We start from the raw sequence: 16,485 nt of genomic DNA, 5'->3' as shown, positions 1-16,485 counted from the left end.
CGAGGTGCGGCTGCCGCCCGCCAGGTCGGGGTGTCCACGAGCTGCGGTTCGTTGTGGTTCATCGATGCTGGGAGCATGATCATTGCTGACCCCGGCCCGGTATCGCCGCGCTTCCTCACCCAGGACGACCGCATCGCGATCGCCGACGGCCTGCACTCCGATCAGAGCGTGAAGCGGATCGCGGCCTCGATCGGGAAGAGCTTTCAGAGCGTCTACCGGGAGATCGAGCGCAACAGCAAGCCGGACGGCCGCTACAACCCCTGGTGGGCCCACAATCGCGCCCTCCTGCGTCGCAGGCGTCCCAAAGAGGAGAAGATCCGGGTCGGCGAGCCGCTGCGGACGTTCGTGCGCGAGAAGCTCACTGAGAAGTGGTCTCCTCAGCAGATCTCGCGTCACCTGGCCCGCGAACACGCCCACGACACATCGATGCGGGCATGCCCGGAGACGATCTACCGGGCCCTGTTTGCCGGCCTCCTCGGCCGGCGCGACGCCAAGCTCCGCACCGGCCGAACCCGACGCAAGAAGCAGCGTCGCGGCGTGCCCACCCTGAACAAGATCAAGAACATGACGCTGATCCACCGGCGCCCCGTTGAGGTCAACGACCGCAGATCTCCCGGGCATTGGGAGGGAGACCTCATCATCGGCCGCGGACAGGGCTCGGCGATCGGCACCCTGGTCGAGCGCACCACCCGTTACGTTCACCTGATCCACCTGCCCGGCGGCTGGAAGGCCCCGCAGGTGCGCAACGCGCTGATCACGCAGACCGCGCATATCCCGCCCCAGATGAAGAGAACCCTCACCTGGGACCAGGGGCGCGAACTGACGCTCCACGAGGACATCGAGGCCCTCACCGGCTTCCGGATCTACTTCTGCGACCCTCACTCGCCCTGGCAGCGCGGCACCAACGAGAACATGAACGGCCTGCTGCGGCAGTACTTTCCCAAAGGCACCGATCTGTCAGTCCACACCGCACAAGACCTTCGCGCCGTCGCCCGCCAACTCAACCACCGACCCCGCATCGTCCTCGGGGACAAGACCCCGGCCGAGGCCATGCAAGAATGCCTCACAGGCCCATTGACCAGGTGATTCGCAACCACTGATGGAAACCGCCCGCGATCAAGAGGGCGGGCCTGCCATTCCGCCATGCCCTCCATCACCGAATCCGTGATCGTCGAGATCGTCTGCTTCGACACATCGGCGCCATAGACCTCGGCCAGGTGCGAGGAGATCTCCCCGTGCGTGAGGCCCTTCGCCGACAAGGACAGCACCATCTCGTCGACACCCGTCAGCCGCCGCTGCCGCTTCTTCACGATCTGCGGATCGAACCCGCCTTCCCGATCCCGGGGCACCTCGATCTCGACCGGGCCGACGTCCGTGACGACGGTCTTGGACCGTTTACCGTTGCGGGAGTTGCCGCCGTTCTTCCCGGCCGGATCGTGCCGGTCATAGCCGAGATGGTCCGTCATCTCGCCCTCTAGCCTCGATCGTTCATGAGTCCTTGTCGGTTTGTTGACGGGGACTCTGCGTTTGTGTGGTGGGGTCTTTTCGGGGCTGGGGCAGGCCGAGGGCCCGGCTCTCGCGTCGGATGGGCGCCGGGTTCCACTTCACCGGTGTGGTGGTGCGGGTTTGTCGGGACGGGCGATGTGGCTGGTCAACCGGGGTTCGGCAGGGCGTGGAGCCTGACGATCGCGTGGCTGATGACAGCGGTCCAGGGCCATCGGGCGGGCAGGCGGAGCCAGCGGCGACGGCCGGTGTTCACGAGCTGAGCGGCGGCGGAGAACAGCCGCAGCCGGAGCTTCTTGGGTTCCCAGCGGCGGGCCTCGCCGGTCAGCGCGAGCATCGGCATCCAGGCGAGGAGGTCGAGCGCGAGGGAGACGATCTCCAGCCAGATCTGGTTCTGGGCCGTGTCGTGCAGGGGCAGATTGCGCAGGCCGGTGGCACGGGCGCCTCGGATGCGGTCCTCGCAGCGTGCCCGTCTGCGGTGACGCAGTTCGAGGTCGGCGAGCTGGCCGCCTTTCGTGTTGGTCGCGAAGCAGGTGAGCCGGTTGCCGTCGAGGTCGGTGAAGCGCAACTGGGCGCCGGGGTGCGGGCGTTCTTTGCGGACGATCAGCCGCATGCCCGTGGGCCAGGTACTCAGGTCGGGCATGTCGGTGATCTCGGCGACCCAGGCGCCGGGCCGCTCGGTGCCGTCGGCGTCGTAGGCGGGTGTCCATGCCTTCTTCGGGATCTTCAGTACGGCCTGGTGGATGGCGTCGGTGGTGGTCATTCCGACGGAATACGACAGCCACCGGCCCCGGCGGGAGAGCCAGTCGAGGAAGGTGTGGGTGCCGCCGGCGGAGTCGGTGCGGATCAGTGTCTGCCGTCCCCGCCGCAGGTGTTTGGGCAGTTGGGCCAGGGCGAGTTGGGCGGTTTCGATGTGGTCGGCGGCGGTGTTGGAGCCCGCGTTGCCGGGCCGCAGCAGGGCGGCCACCGGTTCCCCGGATCCGGCTGGGCCGTGGTCGACGAACGCGACGAGCGGGTGATGGCCGAAGGTCTTCTTCCAGGTCGGGGTGGCGTCCTGCTTCTCGGAGTGTGCGAGCACCAGTACCCCGTCGATGTCCACGATCACTTGGCCGTCGGCGGCCGGACTGCTTGTCCCGGCCAACTCCCAGACCCGCGTGCGTACTTCGGAACGTGCGCCCCGGATTGCCGCAAGAGCCTTCGGGCCGGAGGCGGCGAGCGCGTCGACGAGGCGGGAGACGGTCGGATCGGAGGCCACCGGGCCGAACACAGCCGGCTCGGCCCGCAGCATGCCGACGTCTGCCAGACAGTTGCCGCCGAGCGCGACGGCCAGCGCCACATCCAGCAGGATCTTGCCTGGGTCGTGCACGGCCCGCGGCTTGCGCCACGGTGCCAGTGCCGCCGCTATCGCACCGTCCAGGCCACACTTGCGGGCCGTCTCGACCAGCAGCACCGCCCCGGCCTGCGAGACCACCCCGCGGCCGCCGCCCTCGACACGGACGCGCGGGTACGACCCGCTACTCTTCTTCACCTGGAGAGTGCTTCTTTCCTTGCAGTGACAGGACCCTCGACAAGTCCCATCGTTGCAGGTCAGCAGCACTCTCCGCTTTTTTGATCAAGACCCGGACAGACCCACTCGCGAAAGCGCGAGGCTAGAGCCGACTCCAGCAACCGCTTCGTCAGCTGCTGGAGCAAACCGCCCTCACCCGTCAACTGCAGGCCATCGGCCTGAGCCCGGGCCACGAGCTCGTTCAGGAACCGGTCATCCACAGCCGCCGACGCGGCCCCCGCCTCAGACGGCTTAGCTATGTTCTCGCTGGTCACAGGTGCACTCTTCCATGATCGGAGTTACACCGTTTTTCTTACAGTCCCGACGGTCCCCAGGCCCACGTAGAGGTGTTGCCGGACGAGTCGAGTCGGGGGGTCAAAGTCGGGGTGTTTCTCAGTGAGCTTCTTCAGCGTTGCTTCTCCAGGGTGAGGACGGCCTTGGCGATTGACGTGAGTGTGTTGGGACTGACGCGGGCTTTGCGGAAGATCCGCCAGGCTTTGAGTCGTGCGAAGGCCCGTTCGACGGGCGAGCGGAGTCGGGCGTGTGCCCGGTTGACGGCCTTCTCTTTGACGGTGAGCTCACGGTTTCGGTGTCTTTTGACGGGTGTGGCGAACGTTCCGCCGGCACCCTGGTACGCCTTGTCCGCGAGGGCGGGGATCTTCAGTCGCTCACAGATGGGGCGATGTTGTGGGTGCGGGCGGCTGTGATGTCCGCGGTCCGTCCGGGCAGGGCCGGCGAGTACCAGACGAGCTCACCGGCCGGGCCGGTGACCGTCTGGATGTTCACGCCGTGCTTGCGGTGCTTGCCTGAATAGTCGTTCTGGCTGTTGCCCACGCGGTCGCATTCGGCGAGCGTGCCGTCGACGAGGATGTACTCAGGGCGGGCTTGCCGCAGCGCGTGAGTGAGAGAGGGTGCGCGGGCGGCCAGGTGGGTGATCACGCTGTGTACATGTGCGTGGGCGGTGCTCTCGCTGATCCGGAAGCCGGCGGCGATCTGGGCGAGGGTGTCGTGCTTGCGTAGGTACACGAGCGTGATGAGGGCCCGCTGAGAGGCCGGCAGTTTGCACCGGCGGTCACCCTCGCGGGTGATGATCAGCATCGTGACCCACTCCACGAGGGCATGCGGAAGGTCGAGTGCGGCAGGATAGGTAACCAACAAGGCTCCCTGACAAATGAGTTGAGACGTGAGAACTCTCGCTCAACTGTCCGGGAGCCTTGTCCGTTACGAGCCCTTGTCTGTCACCCGATCGGTGACCAACTCGAAGAAGCTCAGTAATAGCAAGAGCAGGCGCAAAAAGCTCATGGTGGGCAAGCTGGCCAGGGACCGGGGCCTGTCCCGCGCACTCCTTACCGGCACGGGCCGGAGCCGAGCGTAGTCCGTCCTGGCGAGGGAGGCGGAAACCCGACCCGGGTACGCGTGCAGGGTCTTGCGGCTGAGTCCAGTCGCCACGGTTGACCGTGCCGGGTTCCGTCAACCGACCGCCAGGAGCACGCCCGGTCGCGGACCAGGCCGTGACCGCAGATGGAGTAGCGATCACTCACCCAAAAGACGGAATCCCATGATCATCTGGGGTGGACACAACAGGTTTCCCCCGCGGTGTCAGGCGCAGGGCTGTCCCGGCAGGGGCCGGGACAGCCCTGCAGTCCCAACAGCGACACATCACCGGATCTCGGCGGAGTGTGCGGCAGCCGGGAAGGAAACAGCACGCTTCCTTCTCCGGCCCTCAGATCACCAGGCCAGGCCGAAGGCGCGGCACGAAGCGCTGGTCCGACACCTCAGAACAGCGCCAGACCCTCGCCGCTGGTGTCGGTCCCGGTGGTCCATCTCCACCGCGTTCAGTTCCGCTGCCGCCCGGCGCACCTCAGTCTCCGCAACGCTCCATAGGGCGCCGCTTGCCTTTACGATCATGACCACGCGGCCACCGAGCAGGACGTACCCCGCCCGGGTGTGGGCAGGAGCGCTGGTGAACGCCGCAGCAGCCGTCGGCACGGCACTACCCCTCGTCAGGTCAGCCCACAACGCGTCCGCAGCGCCCAGAGAGACCAGGCTGCCCCTACCGCCCGGGATGACACGCTCTGGCATACCGGCAGGCTAACGGCCAGCACCAGCATCGTGACAGGCCTTCAGCACCCAACGCGACCGCCGACTCCCAGCCCACCACCCAGCCGACCCCGGCACCCTGCCACTAGCCTCGCCGTTTCGGTTGAGGCGATGAGGCGTCGCTGGGGGCCATGGTTGGGTGGCTGACGCGATCTCGGTGCTCGGGCATGGCGGAGTCCCGGCGCGGTGGTCGGCTTCTCCAAGGTCCTTCGAGTCGTGGTGGGCCAGGGTTCGCTGGTCAGCTGCCGGGACGGGGCAGTGCGGCGAGGCGATGGAAGGCCGTGGTCAGTTCGTGTCTCCAGGGCCAGGTCGCCGATATTCGCAAGCGCAGGCGGCGGCCGCCGCGGGTGAGGCGTGCGGCGCCATGCAGCAACCGGTAGCGGAGCTTCTTCGGCTCGGCGGCGGCCAGTTCACCGTCCAGCAGCAGGACGCGGGCCCAGGCCAGCAGGTCGATGGCCGTGAGGCTGAGTTCGAGCCAGACGGTGTTGACGCCGAAGTGGCGGGAGGGGAAGCGGCCGAAGCCGGTGGTCTTGCCGCACCGGATGTGGTCCTCGACGGTGGCATGCCCGCGGTGGCGGACCTCCAGGAACTGGGCGGAGCCACCACTGGAGTAAGGGGTGTCGGTGAGGAATACCTGGTGACGCAGGCCCTCGTCCTGGTCGAACAGGGACAGTTGGGCTCCGGGGTGCGGCCGCTCGCGGCGCACGATGATGCGGGTGCCGACCGGGTAGCCGTCCAGATTCGACCATGCCGGTTAGTTCGGCGACCTCGGCGCCATCACGCAGGGTGCCGTCCTGGTCCAGGGCGGGATACCAGAGGCGGTCGGGCATGGCCCGGACAGCGCGGCGGACCGGCTCAGTGATGGCGTATCCGACCGAGAAGAAGGCACGGATTCCTCGTTTCCTCGCGTCGCGGACGTGGGCGAGGAAGGCTTTGCGGATCCGGCACTGTCGGCGCGGATGAGGATGTCGGTGCCGTGCCGGTGGGCGTCGGGGATCTGCGTGAGCGCCTGGTCGAGCACCGCGATGTGATCGGCGGCAGTGTTGGCTCCGGAGTTTCCTGGCCGCAGCCGTCCCGACACGGCCTCGCCGGTGTTCGCGAGGAAACACAGCAGCGGATGGAAGCCGAAGCCGCCCTTGTAGGTCGGGGCGGCCTGTTCTTTTTCCGAGTGGCAGGCGACCAGCGTGGCGTCGAGGTCCAGAACCAGGCCGGGAAGTTCTCGTCCGCCGGCCCGAGCAGCAGGTATGCCCTCGCCGGTCTCGGCGGCCTGCATCCAGGCGACTTCCCGGGCTGAAGCGCGGGCCGCTCGCAGCGAAGCGAGTGCAGCCTCGTCGGTGTCGGCGAGCAACCGCCAAGCGGTGGGTGTGGAGGCGACCGGGCCGAACACCCCTGCCTGGTCCCGCAGCACGGCCAGATCCGCGATCGCCTCACCGCCGTCGGCGAGCATCACCGCAAGGTCGGTGGCTACCCGTCCCGGGTCATGCCCGGTCCCGCGCGGCCGAAGCGGCCTGAGAGCGGCGGAGTACGCGGCGGTCAGCCCTGTGGCGTCAGCGAGATCCGCCAGCAACCGTGCCCCGGCATGCCCGACCACCCCCGAACCATCGGCACTGACATGGACCTTGGGACGCAACCCGATAGCCTGCACGTAGAAAGTGCCCTCCGCCTGGACCGACAGAACCCCTCAGCAAGGTTCATCGTCCCAGGTCAGGAAGGCACTTTCGCGTTTCCGCCCCAGAGCCAGCCGTACCCAAGCGAAACGGCGAGGCTAACGCACAAGAGCACCTTGCCGTCCGATGCGTCCGGGGCACAGCCCACCAGTTCGACCAGCCAAGACCTCCCGCAAGCCGCCCGGACTGAAGATCGACATGTCACCTAAAGCACTGCCTGATGCCCGATTTTTTCGGTTTTGGGTATGGACTGCTCAGGAGCCTGCGCTCGACGGGAGTGTGCTGGAAGTACCAGAAGAAGCATTCCGGCCCCCTTCCGGACAGGCAGTGATCTTGATGACGACCACCACGACCTCCCACAGCCGGCAACAGCGCCCCGCGCCGCACGCCGCCGCGGCCGGTGCGCGCGTGTTCAGCCTGCCACTGGAACACGGACCGCTCGCACCGGCCACCGCCCGCCGTGCCGCCCGCCCCATCCTGGCCTCCTGGGGACTGGACGAAGACCAGCTCTACGACGCCCTGCTGGTCATCTCCGAACTGGTCACCAACGCCGTCACCCACGCCCTACCCCCCGTCGCCCTGCACCTGCACACCACCACCAACGGCCCAGGCCGCGTCCAAGTCCACGTCAGCGACGGCGGCCCCCACACCGCCTCCCCCACCACCAGCTGGGCCACCACCCGCCCCACAGACGAACACGGCCGCGGCACCACCATCATCACCACCCTCGCCCACCACACCGGCACCACCCCCACCCCCAACACCAACACCAACAACGACACCGACACCGACGGCCTCATCGACCACTGGGCCGACCTCAGCGCCGCCTGACCCCACCAGGCATCCTGGAAAAACCCCGCCCCACACGCGGGAGCACCAGGAAGCCAGCCAGCCCCTGGCCCACCCGACCATCTCCGGAGGCGGCCATGCGAGCGGACCAACTGCTCCAGACCCACACCCTGTGGCACGGAGACACCGTCCTGCTCCGCCTGACCGGAGAACTCGACCTCGCCACCACCCCACTCGTCCACCAAGCACTCACCACAGCACTGGCCGGACATCCCTGGCGCCTCCACCTGGATCTCACCGACCTCGTCTTCTGCGACGGAACCGGCCTACACGCGCTGCAACACCTCACCGACACCCTCCACGCCGCCCACGTCACCTTTCACCTCACCGGCCTCCACCCCAACCTGCACCGCACCCTCACCAGCCTCGGAACAGCCTCCCCCTGGACCCCACCTGCTCTCCCGCACTGACGATCCTGCTGGCCTATTCCGTGCCCGGCGGGGCTGGCGGCTCGTTGGTCGGGCAACAGCGGCCGTCTTGGCGTTCCCGGTAGCGGGTGGGGTGTGGAATGTCGATGCGGCCGAGGCCGTGGCCGAAGGGGCCCGAGCTGACCGCGCAGGTGGCGCGGGCGGTGGCGGCACGGGCCCGTACCCGTTGGCGATGCGGGTCCGTGACGAGTTGGGCGAGTTGTTCGTGGACGCCGAGTTCGCCGAGACGTTCGGAACTGAGCGGCCGGGCTGGCCAGCTGGCGCTGGTGACGGTGTTGCAGTTCGCCGAGAACCTCACCGACCGGGCGGCAGCGCATCAGGTGCGGTACGGCATGGACCTGAAATACGCACTCGGCCTGGAACTGGATGATCCCGGGTTCAACGCCTCGGTGCTGTCCGAGTTCCGCACACGGCTGGTCGAGCACGGGATGGAGGAGAAGGCACTCGACCTGCTGCTGACCGCGCTCAAGGACCGGGGCCTGGTGAAGGCCGGAGGTAAGCAGCGCACCGACTCCACCCGCGTGCTGGCGGCAGTACGCGACCTGAACAGGCTGGAGCTGGCCGGGGAAACACTGCGGGCCACGCTGGAGGCGCTTGCCTGCGCGGCCCCAACCTGGCTGACCTAGGCGGTGGCCGTTCGGGACACGGCCCACAGACTCACTCCTGGCATTCGCCGGCTTCAACGAGCAAGCGCGAGGAGATGGCCCTGGTCTACGGCCGGGACGGGTTCACGCTGCTGGAGGCGGTGCATGCCCCTGATGCCCCGGCATGGCGCGCGAACTCCCGGCGGTGCAGGTCCTGCGCACGATGTAGGTCCAGAACTACCACCGCACCGTGACCGAGGCCGGAGCGGAGGTGAAGCGGCGGGAGCGCAAAGACCTCCCGCCCGGCAGACTGCGGCTCGCCTCTCCGTACGACACCGGCGCGCGCTATGGCCTCAAACAGGGCTCCTGGTGGACCGGCTACAAGATCCATGAGCCCTGCGACGATGCCGATGCCCAGGACCCAGCTGCCGACGGCCAGGCGCTGATCCCCGGAGCCGACGGACCGCCGCCTCACTTGATCACCGGCATCGCGACCACCGACGCCACCGTGACCGATGCGGAAATGGCCGAACCGGTCCATGCTCGCTGCCCGCGATCTCCTGCCTGCCGAGCACTTCCTCGATTCCGGTTACGCCTCCCCCGAGTTGATCGTGGAGATGAAGAAGAACTTGGGGATCATCCCGGTCTTGATGAACCCGGGTTCATCAGTCAGCGGGCATACGGGAGGGGTCTGGCGGGCGTAAGTGCTGGTCAGTGAGGTGTAGGTGTTCCTGTGGGCTGATTTTGTGTGGGCAAACGTTTCGGGGCTTGAGGCTGGCTATCCGCTGGGCTGTTACGGCAGAATGCGGGCATGTATTTACGGAAGATCCAGCGACGGAACAAGGACGGGTCGGTGGTGCGCTACCTGCAGCTCGCGCACAACCGGCGCAAGGGCGGCACGACCGTGGCGGAGGTGGTGGCCAACCTCGGTCGTGAGGACCGTCTCGACGTCGAGGGACTGCGCCGCCTGGTCGCGTCGATCAACCGCTATCTGGGCGACGAGGACGACGTGGTCGTGCCGTTGGCCGCCGATGCGGCCGCGGGTCCGCTGAGTGTGGAGTCCTCCCGGCCGATCGGGGCGACGTGGCTGCTGGACGGGCTGTGGAAGCGCCTGGACATCGCCGCGGCGATCCGCGCGATCGCCGGCGAGCGGGAGTTCCGTACCGACATGGAGCGCGCGCTGTTCGCCCTGGTCGCGAACCGGGCCATCGCCCCCGGCTCGAAGCTCGCCGCCGGCGAGTGGGTCACCTGCGACGTGGTGATTCCCGGGCTCGCGGCGCTGGACGGCAACAACCAGGCCCTGCGCGCGATGGACTTGCTCGCCGGCGCGGACATGCGGGCCCAGGTCCAGGAGGCGGTGTTCTTCGCGGCCGCGAACCTGCTCAACCTGGAGGTCGACCTGGTCTTCTTCGACACCACCAGCACGTACTTCGAGCGCGACGAAGCGGACGACCCGGACGGCGAGGGCTCCAGACTGCGGCAGTACGGGCATTCCAAGGACCACCGCAAGGACCTGCCGCAGATCGTCATCGGCCTCGCGGTCACCCGCGAGGGCATCCCGGTGCGCTGCTGGACCTGGCCCGGCGGCACCAACGACCAGACCGTCATCACCGAGGTCAAGGACGGCCTGCGGGACTGGCGGCTCGGCCGTGTGGTCACCGTGTGCGACACCGGGTTCTCCTCCGAAGCCAACCAGACCTACCTCAAGCGCGCCGGCGGCCACTACATCACCGGCGCCAAGATGCGCGCCGGCTCCCGCCTCGCGGACCAGGCCCTCGCCCGGCAGGGCCGCTACCAGCAGGTCCGCGACAACCTGCGCGTGAAGGAAGTCCGCCTCGACGGCGACGACGGCCGCCGCTGGATCATCTGCCACAACCCGGTGGAGGCGATGCGCGACGCCGCACGACGCGATGACCAGCTCACCGCCGTTCGCCAGGAGCTGGCCCGCATCAAGACCGCGCGGGAGGCCGACGCCAAGAAGGCGAAGGCCAAGACGGCCAAGACCGGAAAGCGCCCCACGGCCCCCTCCGACGCGGTGCATCGCAAGGCCGAGTGCGCGCTGCGCGACCACCCCACGCTCGGGCGCTGGGCCAAGCAGCACCCGGCCACCGGGCGGCTGTCCGTCGACGCCGCCAAGGTCGCCGCCGAAGCCCGCCTGGACGGCAAGTACCTGCTCGCCACCTCCGATCCCGACCTGTCCGCCGAGGACGTCGCGCTCGGCTACAAGAACCTCCTGGAAGCCGAACGCGCCTTCCGCACCATGAAGACCACGCTCGACCTGCGGCCGGTCTACCACCGCCTCGACGAGCGGATACACACCCATGTGCTGCTGTGCTGGCTCGCCCTGCTGCTGATCCGCGTCGCCGAACGCGCCACCGGCCACACCTGGCCCCGCATCAACACCGAACTCGGCCGGATCCACCAGGTCACCCTCACCGGCCCTGCCGGCACCCTCCGGCAGACCACCCGCCTGACCGACACCCAGACCAAACTCTTCAAGGACTGCGCCGTCTCGCGACCGCCAAAGATGAGCGGCCTCACCACCCCCGAATAGCCCCTCACCAGCGAAAACAGGCTCCGGCACCGTGGGCACACGGCACCGGGGCCTCGTCATGCCCATAACCCCAGGTCAGCCCCCGGATTCAGCACTCCCACATGCCCACCGACTGATGAACCCGGGATGAACAGCTCACCCCAGGCGCGTGCCGGCGCCGGGTTCGACCGCACCGCGTTCACCATCGGCTGGGACAAGCGGCAGGCCACCTGCCCACGCGGGGACACCAGCACCTGGTGGAGCCCTGCGACCGCTCGACCGCACCCGCGTCAGTCACCTTGCCCGCCTCGGCCTCTCCCTCGCCGCGTGACCGAATAAGCCAGCAGGATCGGACACCCGCAAACAGCAACCCCACAGCCACACCCAAGGCCACTGTCTCCGGGCACAATGCCGCCGAGGGATCCCCAGCCATCCGCACCTCTGCGACTGACATCCAGAGCCCGGGCGAGCCGAAATGAGTAGTGTGGGTGGTATGCGGCGGGCCGCGTTGAGTGCCAGCCGGTGCCCTCGGGCCGGAAGCGCCGCCGGGAGGCCGTCATGGACGAGCGGATCTCGCGCTGGCCGCTGGTAGGCCGCGACAGCGAGCTGAAGGCCTTCACTGCGGCGTGGGCCAACCGCCGCTGCCAGGGGCTGATGATCTACGGGCAGGCTGGGGTCGGCAAGTCCCGGCTGGCCGAGGAGTGCCTGGCCCGAGCCGTCCACGACGGCTGGAAGGGTCGCCGCGCGACCGCATCCAAGGCGGTCGCCACGGTCCCGCTGGGCGCGATCGCGCACCTGATCCCGGCCGGGGTGGACTTGTCCGACCCGGTGAAGGGCTTCGCCGCGGTCGCCTCCGCGCTGACCGGACCTGACCGACGGCGCCGGTGGGCGCTGTGGGTCGATGACCTGCACCTGCTGGACGCCACCTCGGCGGTGCTGCTGCGCCAGCTGCTGGACGCCGGCGTAGTGCGGCTGATCGCCACTGTCCGCACCGGGGAGCCGGTTGGCGAGGCGGTGCAGGCGCTGACGGGCGGCGACGCGGTGCACCGGATCGACCTGACTACCTTCAGCCCGCAACAACTGGAAACGGTTCTGCAGGCGGCGCTGGGCGGGCCGGTGGGACGGCGCACCCTCCACGAGCTGTGCACCGCGTCCGGCGGGAACGTGCTGTACTTGCACGAGCTGGTCCTGGGCGCCCTGCAGGCCGGGGCCCTGGCCAGCGACGGCGAGATCTGGGAACTCACCAGGGACCGGCCGCAGGGCACGCCAAAGCTGACCGAGCTGATCGAGGCCCGACTGGTAACCGTCGGTCCCACCGCCCGCCCGGTCTTGGAGCTGCTGGCCCTGTGCGAACCACTGCCGCTGGCCGACGCCCAAGCGGCCGCCTCTCTGAGGGTGTTGGTCGACCTGGAAGAAGCAGGGTTGCTCCAGGTCACCACCGACCGGCACCGCACCACCATCGCCCTCACGCACCCGCTCTACAGGGAGATACTGCGCGCCGGACTGCCCGTCCTACGCGGCCGCACCCTGCTCCTGGCTCAGGCCGAGCGGGTCGAGGCCAGCGGTGCCCGCCGCCGCGACGACGCCCTGCACATCGCCACCTGGCGCCTGGCCGCCACCGGCACCGCCGACGCCGCGCTATTGCTTCAGGCGGCCGTCCTGGCCCGGCACGCCCACGACTACCAGCAGACCTTCGACCTACTGCAGGCTTTGCCCGACACTGCCCGCACCACCGCCACCCACCTGATGCAGGGTGAAGCACTTTTTGAAATGGGCAAGAACGACCAGGCGGAGGCCATATTGGCGGCAGCCGATGCGCGGACCGTCGATGAGGCGGCGAAGCTACTGGTGACAAATCTCCGGATGACGAACCTTTTTTGGGGGGCGGGTCGAACCGCAGAGGCGCTGGCAGTAAGGCAGGCAGCCGAAGCACAGGTGACAAGTGCAGGCGGTCTAAGCATGCTGCTGACTCTTGAAGGAGTGGTTCGCGTCGGATCTGGGGACTTCGTGCGAGGTTTGAACTCACTAGAGGGACTTGGAGAAGCCAGGCAGGCTCCGGACGTCAATACGTGGTTGCACGGCGCGTCCCTCAAGACGATGGGATTGGCGCTCACGGGCCGCACAACTGCAGCAGTTCGGTGGGCTGGGCACGCGCACGAAGCCAATCTTTGTCTGGATGAGCAGGCTCTCAGGCCTCCCCCCGCCACCCAATTGGCTCCGATGGTTGTTGCACTGGCAGAGGCCGGCAGGCTGACCGAAGCCCGGGATATCGGAGAGCACGCCTACGCGGAACTTCTCGCGGCTAATGCACCGATACCCGAGCTATGGACGGCTCTGTTTCTTGCTCGGGCAGAGTCGATGGCCGGCCACTACGCCAGGGCTCGCCACTGGTACGCCGAATCTGCCGCCCTCTGTCGGGCCCGTAATCAGACTAGGGCCTTGCGGCCGGTGCTGGCGGGCCTGGCCGCAACGACAGCGATTCTCGGTGACGTCCAGATAGCCGAAGCTGCGCAGGTAAAGGCCAAAGTTTACCCCCAGGTGGGCTACTTCCCAACTGAAGAGTGCCTTGGCACGGCGTGGGTTCAAGCAGGCCGCGGCCACCTAGCCAAGGCCCGAGCGAGACTCACCAAAGCCGCCGAAACCGCCCGATCAATCGGACACGTCGCCTCGGAGGCGCTCCTGCTCACCGATGCCGCCCGCCTGGGCGGCGCCAGGGAAGTCACCGGCCGCCTCAACGAACTCGCCCAGCTGTGCGATGGGGCATTCGCCCCGGCCCGTGCACACCTGGCGGCCGCGCTGGCCGCCGACGCCCCCGACCGACTCCTGGCCGCCGCCGACGAACTGGAGACCATCGGCGCGGACCTGCTGGCCGCGGAGGCGGCCACCGCCGCAGCCGCGGCCTGGCGGCGGACAGGACGGGCCCGCCGGGCCGCCTCCGCAACCCAGCGGGCCCAGGTCTGCGCCACCCGCTGCAAGGGCGCCCACACCCCACTCCTGGCCACCGCCGAGGCCGCATCCGCCCTCACCCCCCGGGAACGGGAGATCGCCCTACTCGCCGCCGCGGACATATCGAGCAAAGACATCGCTGACGCTCTGCACCTGTCCGTGCGCACCATCGACAACCACCTCCAGCACGCCTACGCCAAACTCGGCGTCACCACCCGCCGGGAACTCGCCAACACTCTCGGCCAGCCCATCACCCGACCCCCGACGATGCCCCCCAACGGCGTTGTCACGTTGGCTGACGGGGTGGGATGATCTCCAGGTTGATCATGCTGGGAAGGGTCTGGCCGTGGGGAGCGCTGCCGTCGTATCAGGGCCCCGGTACCGGGTGGAGATCATCTCCCACTGTGTGTGGCTGTACTTTTCGGTTCCCCTGAGCTTCCGTGAGGTCGAGGAGCTGATGCTCGCCCGCGGCGTCGTCACCTCCTATGAGACGGTCCGCCGGTGGTGCCGGGCCTGCGGGGCGTCACCGCAGGTGAACGGTCGACTCCTATAGTCGTCAAGCCGCTGGAGCAAGGTCGGTTTGAGTGATTTGTTCCGTTGGTGTGCTGGTCAGGGCGCGGTAGACCTCGCGGGCGACGAATCGCTTGAGGCAGCGCATGATGTCCTTCTTGGACAGTCCTTCCGTGGTCCAGCGCTCGACGTAGGCGCGGGTGCGTTCGTCGAAGCGCATGCGGGTCAGCACGATGATGTGCAGGGCGTTGTTCGCGGCCCGATCGTCGCCGCGGTTGAGCCGGTGGTGGTGGGTATGGCCGGATGATGCGGGGATCGGCGCGACTCCGGCCAGGTGCGCGAACGCGGCCTCGGAACGCATCCGTTCGGGGTTGTCCCCGGCCGTGGCCAGCAGCTGGCCGGCGGTTTCGGGCCGACGCCGAACAGTTCCAGTAGTACAGGGGCGGCCTGCTTGACCGGCGGGCCGATCTCGGCGTCGAGCTCGGCGATCTCCTCGTCCATCGCCTGATGGCGGCGGGCGAGGCGGCGCAGTGCCGCCCGGGTTGCCGCCAGCGGGCGTGACAGTTCACTGCCGGGCCTCAGCCGGCCCCGGGTGCGTATCAGCGCAGCCCGTTCCAGGCCCGCGACCTGCTCGCGCAGCATCGCCGGTGCGGATACCAGCAGTCCACGGATCTGGTTCATCGCCTGGGTTCGGGCCTTGACCGCGCTGCGGCGGGCTGTCCGCAGGACGCGGACCGCTTCGACCACGCCGTCCCGGCTCTTGGGCGTCCCGGTGGCCCGGCCGGACAGAACGGCCGTCGCGGCGGCGTAGGCGTCGATCGGGTCGGACTTGCCCTTCATCCGCCGGGTCTTGCGGTCCGGTTGGTCCACGTCGTCGACGACCGTGACCCGGCCGCGGTCAGCACGCGGGCGAGCTCGGCTCCGTAGGCGCCGGTGCCCTCAACTCCCACCGCGACGAGCTCACCATGAGAGCGCATCCAGTCCAGAAGGTCTCGGTAACCGCGGATGGAGGCGGGGAACTCCCGGTCGGCCAGGTGCCGGCCGATGGAGTCGATCACCGCCCCATGGTGCGTCAGACCACGGGTCGACTCCGCCGGTGATCTCCGGGCCGTCGTGCGTCATGCTGGTCATGTCCGTCCTTGTGAGTCCGTTCCGAGGGCGGCACGCGCCGGTCGGGCGGGTGGACAAGACAGTGACGGGGCTTCTCGACCAGGCTCCTGACTTGTTCAATCGGCCCCAGATGCTCGGTCTGCAGCCGTAGCGTCCAGGGTGTCGGTCGGCACGGGCCCGCAGTGCTCCTTGCCGCCCATGGGCTGGCTCACTGATAGCGTGCCGCCGCCGGCTGACACCCGCGCGGTGTGGCTCGACAGAGGCATGAAGGCGACACGGTGACTTCAAGTCAGGGTGCCCACCGCACTCCCCTTCCTGACTCATCGAGTGCGAGAGCAGCAGCCTGTGATCCTGATCGGTGTCGATCCCCACAAGTCGTCCCACACCGCCGTCGCCGTCGACACAGCAGGCCACCAGGTGGCCCAGCGCCGGTTCGTCGTCAACGCCGGAACCTTCCGCCAGCTGATGCGCTGGTGCGAGCAGTGGCCTGACCGTCGTTTCGCGGTCGAGGGCGCCGGCGGCCTGGGCCACTCGCTCGCCCAGCAACTGGCGGCCGCGGGCGAGAACGTGGTCGACGTGCCGTCCACGCTGTCGGCACGGGCCCGGCTGCTGGCCACCGGCGCCGACCGCAAGACCGACGAAGGGCATCCGGCCGGTCACGGCCACCGACAACTGCCGCCGGGACATAGCCCGTGACCTGCTGGCCGAT

The 16,485-nt window shown here is 68.5% G+C and carries 9 protein-coding genes and 5 pseudogenes; 9 read left to right on the top strand and 5 right to left on the bottom strand.

The window, feature by feature from the left end; genetic code table 11:
* Nucleotides 1–75: 75 nt before the first annotated feature.
* On the top strand, nucleotides 76–1,086 hold the full coding sequence (locus tag OG985_RS01885) for an IS30 family transposase (protein WP_371666572.1): 1,011 nt from the start codon (nucleotides 76–78) through the stop codon (nucleotides 1,084–1,086).
* A gap of 29 nt (nucleotides 1,087–1,115) precedes the next feature.
* On the opposite strand, the pseudogene OG985_RS01880 reads toward OG985_RS01885, so the two are convergent.
* From OG985_RS01880 to OG985_RS01865, 4 genes and pseudogenes are all read right to left on the bottom strand, one after another.
* Nucleotides 1,116–1,478: pseudogene (locus OG985_RS01880) on the bottom strand (transposase); the annotation flags it as partial.
* Between the two features lie 173 nt (nucleotides 1,479–1,651).
* Nucleotides 1,652–3,031: an IS1380 family transposase gene (locus tag OG985_RS01875; protein ID WP_371666514.1), complete on the bottom strand. Its 1,380-nt coding sequence runs from the start codon at nucleotides 3,029–3,031 to the stop codon at nucleotides 1,652–1,654.
* A 424-nt stretch (nucleotides 3,032–3,455) separates the two neighbouring features.
* Nucleotides 3,456–4,204 (bottom strand): annotated as a pseudogene (locus OG985_RS01870) (transposase family protein).
* Nucleotides 4,205–5,387: 1,183 nt separating this feature from the next.
* Nucleotides 5,388–6,824 (bottom strand): annotated as a pseudogene (locus OG985_RS01865) (IS1380 family transposase).
* Nucleotides 6,825–7,152: 328 nt separating this feature from the next.
* Between OG985_RS01865 and OG985_RS01860 the strand changes: the two are divergent.
* From OG985_RS01860 to OG985_RS01830, 7 genes and pseudogenes are all read left to right on the top strand, one after another.
* The gene (locus OG985_RS01860) at nucleotides 7,153–7,647 is read left to right on the top strand and encodes an ATP-binding protein (RefSeq protein ID WP_371666571.1); all 495 of its coding nucleotides are present in this window, start codon (nucleotides 7,153–7,155) and stop codon (nucleotides 7,645–7,647) included.
* Nucleotides 7,648–7,742: 95 nt separating this feature from the next.
* Entirely contained in the window at nucleotides 7,743–8,075 is a 333-nt protein-coding gene (locus tag OG985_RS01855; RefSeq protein WP_371666570.1) for an STAS domain-containing protein, read from the top strand.
* 284 nt (nucleotides 8,076–8,359) lie between these two features.
* Complete coding sequence (locus tag OG985_RS01850; protein ID WP_371666569.1) at nucleotides 8,360–8,719, top strand: transposase; 360 nt, start codon at nucleotides 8,360–8,362, stop codon at nucleotides 8,717–8,719.
* Nucleotides 8,720–8,927: 208 nt separating this feature from the next.
* Entirely contained in the window at nucleotides 8,928–9,395 is a 468-nt protein-coding gene (locus OG985_RS01845; protein ID WP_371666568.1) for a hypothetical protein, read from the top strand.
* Nucleotides 9,396–9,488: 93 nt separating this feature from the next.
* Nucleotides 9,489–11,231: an IS1634 family transposase gene (locus OG985_RS01840; protein ID WP_331719078.1), complete on the top strand. Its 1,743-nt coding sequence runs from the start codon at nucleotides 9,489–9,491 to the stop codon at nucleotides 11,229–11,231.
* Between the two features lie 537 nt (nucleotides 11,232–11,768).
* Nucleotides 11,769–14,468, top strand: coding sequence for a LuxR C-terminal-related transcriptional regulator (locus tag OG985_RS01835; RefSeq protein ID WP_371666567.1), 2,700 nt, complete (start codon nucleotides 11,769–11,771; stop codon nucleotides 14,466–14,468).
* A 34-nt stretch (nucleotides 14,469–14,502) separates the two neighbouring features.
* A pseudogene (locus OG985_RS01830) lies at nucleotides 14,503–14,676 on the top strand (IS6 family transposase); the annotation flags it as partial.
* A gap of 36 nt (nucleotides 14,677–14,712) precedes the next feature.
* Here the strand turns inward: OG985_RS01830 and OG985_RS01825 are convergent.
* A pseudogene (locus OG985_RS01825) lies at nucleotides 14,713–15,797 on the bottom strand (IS110 family transposase).
* Nucleotides 15,798–16,103: 306 nt separating this feature from the next.
* Between OG985_RS01825 and OG985_RS01820 the strand changes: the two are divergent.
* Complete coding sequence (locus tag OG985_RS01820; protein ID WP_371666566.1) at nucleotides 16,104–16,472, top strand: transposase; 369 nt, start codon at nucleotides 16,104–16,106, stop codon at nucleotides 16,470–16,472.
* Nucleotides 16,473–16,485 lie beyond the last annotated feature (13 nt).

The sequence above is a fragment of the Streptomyces sp. NBC_00289 genome (assembly GCF_041435115.1).
In the GTDB taxonomy this organism is placed as follows: Bacteria; Actinomycetota; Actinomycetes; order Streptomycetales; family Streptomycetaceae; genus Streptomyces.
The sequence above is the reverse complement of the archived record's forward strand: the minus strand, read 5'-3'. Positions and strand labels throughout refer to the sequence as shown.

What these genes read in the sequence shown, in the direction of transcription:
- OG985_RS01885 (WP_371666572.1), top strand. Translation starts at nt 76, where the DNA reads ATGATCATTGCTGACCCCGGCCCGGTATCGCCGCGCTTCCTCACCCAG.
- OG985_RS01860 (WP_371666571.1), top strand. Translation starts at nt 7,153, where the DNA reads ATGACGACCACCACGACCTCCCACAGCCGGCAACAGCGCCCCGCGCCG.
- OG985_RS01855 (WP_371666570.1), top strand. Translation starts at nt 7,743, where the DNA reads ATGCGAGCGGACCAACTGCTCCAGACCCACACCCTGTGGCACGGAGAC.
- OG985_RS01840 (WP_331719078.1), top strand. Translation starts at nt 9,489, where the DNA reads ATGTATTTACGGAAGATCCAGCGACGGAACAAGGACGGGTCGGTGGTG.
- OG985_RS01835 (WP_371666567.1), top strand. Translation starts at nt 11,769, where the DNA reads ATGGACGAGCGGATCTCGCGCTGGCCGCTGGTAGGCCGCGACAGCGAG.